The 7,074-nt window shown below is 58.0% G+C and carries 4 protein-coding genes; all 4 read right to left on the reverse strand.

The features are described 5' to 3' along the window. Positions 1-170: 170 nt before the first annotated feature. The gene (locus ABX749_RS15730) at positions 171-620 is read right to left on the reverse strand and encodes an Hsp20/alpha crystallin family protein (RefSeq protein WP_372896816.1); all 450 of its coding nucleotides are present in this window, start codon (positions 618-620) and stop codon (positions 171-173) included. Positions 621-814: 194 nt separating this feature from the next. Beyond that, complete coding sequence (locus tag ABX749_RS15735) at positions 815-3,064, reverse strand: FKBP-type peptidyl-prolyl cis-trans isomerase (protein WP_372896817.1); 2,250 nt, start codon at positions 3,062-3,064, stop codon at positions 815-817. Positions 3,065-3,136: 72 nt separating this feature from the next. Continuing rightward, complete coding sequence (locus tag ABX749_RS15740) at positions 3,137-5,794, reverse strand: Gldg family protein (RefSeq protein WP_372896818.1); 2,658 nt, start codon at positions 5,792-5,794, stop codon at positions 3,137-3,139. A 52-nt stretch (positions 5,795-5,846) separates the two neighbouring features. Next, positions 5,847-6,587 (reverse strand): ABC transporter ATP-binding protein, encoded by a 741-nt coding sequence (locus tag ABX749_RS15745; RefSeq protein ID WP_372896819.1) that lies wholly within the window; start codon positions 6,585-6,587, stop codon positions 5,847-5,849. Positions 6,588-7,074 lie beyond the last annotated feature (487 nt).

The raw sequence follows: 7,074 nt of genomic DNA on the forward strand, positions 1-7,074 counted from the left end.
CTAAAGCCTGCACACCAGCAACCGTTGGTGTCCAGCCTTTAGGCGCATCCCCACGCGCTGCTCCGCAGCGACCCGAGCGGCTAAAGCCTGCACACCAGCGCACCTCAACAAAAAATCCGCAACACGCATAGGACGCGTGCTGCGGATCGATTTGACGGGTCGCTGGCGAGTTACTTGGCGTTGATCTTGATCCGCTTGGGCAACACTTCGGATCGCTTTTTCAACAGCAAGTGCAACACGCCGTTCTGATAGTCGGCTTCGATCGACTCGGGGTCGACGGAATCGGGGATGGAAACCAACCGGCTGAAGTCGCCCCAATGGCGTTCGTCATGCAGGTAGGATCGCTCCTCGGATTCTGGTCGCGTACGGCTGGCCGCAATCTTCAGGCGTCCCTCTTCGAAGGTCACCTCGATGTCATCGTTCGCCAGACCGGGAAGGTCCAGTTCCAGATGGTAGTGGTCGCCCTCTTCCCAGACGGACATCGGAGGCCACCAGGGTTTTGTTTTGCCGTTACCACCGGACGCGAAAAGTCGATCAAACAATTCGTCCATCTCGCGGCTCGCGACGCCGAGCACGCTGGGGCCGATCGAACGAGAAAGGGTTGAACTGAAACCGCTCATGGCCATAGCCTCCAGATCACACGTTAAAAACCGTGAAACGAAAAACTGACCGGCAGACTCGCGAACACGCTTTGCAAAATTGACAGTCAGCGAAACGATTTAGGTCAAAAGCAACCGGCGTGCCAAAAAGCGAGGCCGCGGCGTTAACCGCGGCCTTCGAGGGAAAATGACGACGCGGATCACCCGCGCCGTCGTCAACCAAGGTTCGGTTCAATCGAAACCAATTCGACTTCGAAAATCAACAACGTGTTGGGGCCGATCTTGTCGCCCGAGCCACGCTCGCCATAGGCCAATTTCGGTGGGATGTACAGTTTCCATTTCGCTCCCGGTTTCATCAGCTGGAGCGCTTCGGTCCAACCCGGAATCACTTGATTGACTCCGAACTCCACCGCGGAGTCACCGGATTGGTCAAAGACGGTGCCGTCCATCAACGTGCCTTTGTAGCGAACCTTGACCCGACTGTCTTGACTCGGCGACTCGCCTTCACCCTCGGTCAACACTTCATATTGCAATCCACTCTCCGTGGTGATGACGCCGTCCTTGGACCGATTCTCCGCCAGGAACTCGTCCGCGGCGGCTTGGTTGGCAACCGCCGTTTCCTCGGTCGACGATTGCGGTTGGGTCTCCGACTCGGGGTCGGACTCGGACTCCGACTCCGGTTCTTTCACTTCCTCTTTCGCTTCGACCAGATCGCTGCGAGAGAGGGCAAGTTTGTCGTAGTCCTCGCCGGCGATGACATAGTACCACTGCGCAAAACGTCGGTTCAACGACTCGGCTTTCTCCTTGCCCTGCTCGATCTTGTCTTGATACGACTGCCACTCTTCCAGAGCGTCGTTGTAGGCTTTCATCTCTGCATCGTAGCTCTCACGCAGTTCCTTCAAGCGGTCGGCTTGTTCGTCGGATGCTTCGCTGTCGTCAGATGCTTCGCTGTCGTCAGGCGATTCGGACTCGCTCGGCGTGGCTTCCTCGGTCTCCGCGTCGGCTGCACTCAGCTCTTCCGGCATTTCCGGCTTGGTCGGTTTCTCGGGAGCTTCACCGAGGAACTGCTGGTCAAAATTGACGGTGACGAACACGTAGCGGCCGGGTTTTCCAGAGTTGCCGGTTTCGTTTTCGTCACTGCCTTCGTTTTCGTCACCGCTATCGGTTTCATCACTGCTATCAGTTTCAGCGCTGTTCTCGTTTTCGCCTTCGGAGGAATCGGAGTCACCCGCATCCTCTGATGCTTGTTCGGGATGGTTTGCGAATCCCAATTCGAGTTCTTCCTGGCTGCCGGTGAACACGCGGCCGAAGTACAGGTTGTACACCAGCCCATCGTTGGTCGCCGTCGCCAGTTCTCCTTCACGCGAAATCAGCTTCAGCGTGTCAGGATTGTCTTGCGCCGGTTGCAGCAAGAAGCCTCGGGAGAGTAGATCGGATTGCAAACGGTCGACATCACGTTGCGAACCGAGGGCGTCGCGGTCGAGTTGCAGGTCGGGCGTCAACCCGGTTTGCTTGGGTCGGACACCGACGATGTCAAGATTGGCGATGGCGTTGACGGTGTCTCGAATCGCATCCTTGTTGACTTGCTCGGTTGCCTCGTCAATGCCGTCCATCTTCCAGTCGTCGAGCGACGTTTCTCGATGCAGCGTCGTGACTTCACGTTGCGTCACCGTTGCTTTTAGCTCATCAAATTGATAATCGTTCAGTGAAACGTTGACGACGTCACTTTGGCTGATGTCAAACAGATCGGTGTTGATCCAATCGCTGAATCGCGTGGACAGGTCGATGTTGAGCGTTGCCACGTACACTTCGTCTTCGTCGGGGTGCCGGACGTAGTACTGGTCAAGTTCATCTTCGACCTGTTTGCCGATGATGTAGTCGGCCAGAACCGAATCGTCTTCGCCACGCAGGGTCAGCCGTTTTCCGACTCCTTCCACCTGACCGACCTCCAACGTGTCCGTCTTTGGATCGACGACTCCATAGCGTGCGTGGTCGGCTTGCCAGCGCGTCACCATCGCCCCTCGCTTGATCCCGATCACGCTGCTGGCGGTTCGGGCCAATTGGTCTTCCGCATCCGCGGGGTAATTGTGGTGTGACGGGATCACCCACTGACCGTTTTCGGTTCGTTCCACACTGAATTGTTTGGCTTCGACTTGGTCGGGATCGATGACCGCCACGTTCAGCGCCGAGGCCAGGGTGGGGTCACGGAATTCGGGAAAGAACTCTTTGCCGACCTTTCCGTATTCGGCGATCACCGCCGGTCGAGTCGCCAATTCGATCACGCCGGTGATCAGCAGACAGAGGATTGCGGCGGCGGCGTACAGAACCGTCCGACGAGTCTCTTCGGCCAACCCCAGCCAGCGACGTTTGACAGCCGCGGTGGTGGCTTCGATGGTTTCCTTGGTTTGTCCGCCGGGCCGACTGTCGGCGTTGGGTTGCGTCTGGTCTTGGGTTACTGTGGACATGGGAATTGGTCGGTGTTGTATTCCGGTGGTTGGTGTGGATGGGTGTCGGTGGGCAGAACGCAAGCTGGAAGCTTACGCCACGGTTTTGCGACGGCGTGAGTCGATGACCGTCGACTTCTCATCGCGGACTCGTTGGGCAAAGACGAAGGCACCGAGGGCAAACGCCGGGATCGCGGGCAGACAAACCGACCAGAATCGGATCTTCGATTCGAGCGACTTGATCTGGCGGTTGGTGGTGGCGCGAATCTTGCGGATTTCGTCGTTCTTCTTCTGTTCGATTTGCGCTTCGGCCAGCGACAACCGTTTTTGTTCGGCCTCTTGAGCTTGCTTGAGCATTTGCGCTTTGGCGATCGGGTCGAGTTCGCTGTTCTCTTGGATCTCCTTGACGCGTTTGCCGAGCTGCTCGCGGCGTTGCTCCAATTCCTCTTCGGCCTGCTGATCCGCTTCCCGTTCGGCTTGGTTTGCCGCTTCCAGGAAGTGGCGTTTCTGTTGTTCGACGCGAACCAGCGTTCGGTGGGCGGGGCGTCGGCTGCGGAGTTCGATGAAGGAGTCGTCGCCGACCAGCGAATCGACGGCGTTGAGCACGAAGGTGACGTTGTCAAAGCTGGTGCTCAGGTTTCCGAGGTTGCGTTCCTCGAAGAAGAAATCGGAGATCATGTCGACGTCGGCGACAAAGATGGCGTTGACCTTGTGATCATCCGATTCGCCGGTCACGCGCGCGGCCAGGGTGTGGGCGGCACCGTCGATCACGCGGAACGGATTGCGTCGCGGGTTGGCCGTTCCCTGCATCGAAAAGAAATTGAAGCCTCCTTCATCGACAAATTCTTCCCACTGCAAGACGCCCGATTGACGGCTGCTGGTCAGTAGCGGTTGGAAGTCAAACTCACTGCCGCGTTTTTCCACTTCGCCGGGATACAACGCGATCAGTTCTTGCAGCCCCTTGGTGATCTCATCGTTCAGATTGAACGATTCGACGTCGGTCCCGCTGTTGGTTACGAAGACGTATTCCGGGGGAAGCATCGCGAATTCGGGGTGGGGATTGTTGAAATCAAACACACAGGCGTCGTACTGCCAATCGATCCCCAAGGCTTCCAGCAAACGTGTTGCCCGTCCGCCATCGGCCTTTTGCTCGGGCGGCGGACCGCCTTGACCCATGAATCCGGAATGACCGGAGCGTTTGGGTTGACGCGGGGCACCAGTCACGCCAAACCCGTTGCTGCCCAAGGACAGTGGGAAGGGATCGTCGAACACCAGCAGTGGACGACCGGTCTTGGCGTAGGTCACCAGATGGTCCATTTCTTCGCTGGTCAGCGATGACGGCATGACGGCCAACAGCACATCGAAGGCGTCGGCATCAATTTCGGTCGAGGGCGACACCGATTGAACGTTGTATTGTTTTTTCAGTTCACGCACGATTTGCCAGTCGCGGGTGCCTTCCATCAAGTTCGCGTCGGTCCGCAGCACGCCGACGGTGTGGCGTTTCTCGTTGGCGACGGTCTGGATCGATCGCGTCAGTTCGTATTCGATCGGCAGGCCTTTGCCGAAGAACGGCACGACGACTTTGTCAAAGCTGCTGATCACGACCGCACCGAGGTACACGTCGGCCTCGCTGCGTCGGCCGTCGACTTCGGTCATCACCTGGACCGGTTCGATGCCAAAATGTTCGGCTTCGTCGGCTTGCTGGCTAAACGGTTGGACATCGACATAGCGGACTTCCAGACTTTTTCCGCCGAGTTCGTCGAACTGACGCAGCAGTCCGATCAATCGTTTTCGCGTTTCGACGTATTCCCGCGGCACGTCAGGGCTAAGGAAGGCCTGGATTTCGATCGGTCGTTCCGAATCGAGTTGGTCGAGGATGTCGTGCGTTGCGTCGGAGAGGCTGAAGAGGCGTTCGCCGGTGGCGTCCACACGCAACACGCTGTATCCCGCCCAAGTCGTCACGCAGGACAAAACGACGGCGACGCTGATCGCCCGCACCGCATATTGAAAACCGATCGCGGGTTCGCGACGTGTCTGCCAGTGACGTCGTGTCATCAGGGTGTGATTCAGGTACAGCATCACCACGGTGAAAGCGACAAAGTAAAGCAATGCCGTCAGCGGGATCACGCCCATGCCGAAGTCGCGGAATTGTTCTTGCAAGCTGAAACGTTCCAGCAAATCACCCAGGCCCAGCATGCCGCCGATCTGTCCGACGAACACCGGGATCGCACAGATGACGATTCCCAAGACGAACGCGACGGTCATGTTTGCCGTCAACATCGACGCCAACATGCCCGCACTCAACATCGCCGCGCCGGCCAACCAATAGCCGAAGTACGTGGTCGCGATCAGCCCCCAGTCGGGATTGCCCAGGAACGTCAAAACGAAAACATGTGCCATCGAGAACACCAGTGCGACGCTGTAGACCGCGACGACCGAAAGGTATTTGCCGAGCAAGATTTCGATTTCGGTCGCCGGCAAGGTGAACAATAGCTCGTCCGTTCCGGATTTGCGTTCATCCGCCCAGACGCTCATCGTGACCGCCGGCACAAAGAACAACAGCAACAACGGGTACCACGCGGTCAGTTGATCGAGGTTGGGTTCGTTGCCGGTGAAGAACCGCGCGTTGAACGCCAGGGCTCCGCCGAGCACCACAAACACCACAATGAACAGGTAGCCCAATACGCCCGAAAAGTAGCTCGCAAAATTGCGTTGAAAGACGGCCCGGATCACTTGGGGACGGATTTGCATGGTGGGGTCTCTGAAAGTCAAACTTGGATGGGTGTTGGTTCGTTACGGCTTGCTACGCGGCGACGGTCAGTTCTCGGAACTTCTGTTCCATCGCATCACTCTGTTGGCCGAGTTCGTCGGTCGGTCCATCGAACACCAACCGCCCCTCGTTGATCATCACGACGCGACTGCACACCGCGTGGACTTCTTGCAAGATGTGCGTGGACAGCAACACGGTTTTGGTTTCACCCAACGCGGTGATCAACTCACGGACGCCGTGCACCTGGTTGGGATCCAGGCCGCTGGTCGGTTCATCCAGAATCAACACGTCGGGGTCGTGCAACAACGCTTGAGCCATCCCGACCCGTTGGCGATACCCGCGCGAGAGTTTGCCGATCGCTTTGCCCCAGACATCGCCGAGCGAACATTGCTCGCGGACCCAGTCCAAGCGTGCCTGCAGTCGGTCGCCGGACAGCATGCGGGCTTGGCCGACGTAATTCAGGAACGCATGGGGTGTCATTTCGGAATAGAGCGGCCCATTTTCGGGAAGGTATCCCAGACGCTCGGCCGCGTTGATCCGATCGCGGTGCACGTCGTGTCCGGCGATCTTGGCGGTGCCGGCGTTGGGCGACAGATAGCCCGTCAGCATTTTCATCGTGGTCGACTTTCCCGCCCCGTTGGGTCCCAGAAAGGCACACACTTGTCCGACCGGTACGGTGAATGAGATCGCTTCGGCCGCGGCAAAGTCGCCATAGTATTTACACAAACCGTCGGCTTCGATCATCCAGGGAGTGTCAGTCGGGGCTTCGGCCATCGAGTGGTTTCCTTGTGGCTATGGTGGCGGTGGGGAGGAGTCATGCGTCGTCGCACGCGTGGCAAGGCTCGTGCCAATCGTGAAGATTCGATCCCGCCCGCAGATTTGCTTGTTCGATCGCATCGACGCACCGAAGCGGAGGGCGACAAAGTGTCGTGATCCAGGACAAGTTGACGTGGTGGCTGAGTCGAAACGAAGCAAATTGCCGAACGTTTCCTTGTCAATTGACACGTCGGCAAGCCTAGGGGCCCTGCCCTGGTCAATACCTTGTCGATCTAGCGGTGTTGGGCGTGATCCGCCGCGCTGGCACGCCGGTTGCAAGTCACCAGCCACCGCTGTCATTCGACTCTCACCCATCCGCGTTTGTCAGTTGGAGGAGAATCAATCGTGAATGGTTTGCCTGGAATTTTGGAACTGGTGGGCATCGATCCGTCGCGTTATGACGAATTGGATGTCGCCCGCTGTGTGGCTCAACTCGGCGGATCCA

The sequence above is a fragment of the Stieleria sp. genome (assembly GCF_041595215.1).
In the GTDB taxonomy this organism is placed as follows: Bacteria; Planctomycetota; Planctomycetia; order Pirellulales; family Pirellulaceae; genus Stieleria; species Stieleria magnilauensis.

Bases quoted from the DNA above. Each gene is read 5' to 3' on its own strand.
- ABX749_RS15730 (WP_372896816.1), bottom strand. From the start codon at position 620: ATGAGCGGTTTCAGTTCAACCCTTTCTCGTTCGATCGGCCCCAGCGTG.
- ABX749_RS15735 (WP_372896817.1), bottom strand. From the start codon at position 3,064: ATGTCCACAGTAACCCAAGACCAGACGCAACCCAACGCCGACAGTCGG.
- ABX749_RS15740 (WP_372896818.1), bottom strand. From the start codon at position 5,794: ATGCAAATCCGTCCCCAAGTGATCCGGGCCGTCTTTCAACGCAATTTT.
- ABX749_RS15745 (WP_372896819.1), bottom strand. From the start codon at position 6,587: ATGGCCGAAGCCCCGACTGACACTCCCTGGATGATCGAAGCCGACGGT.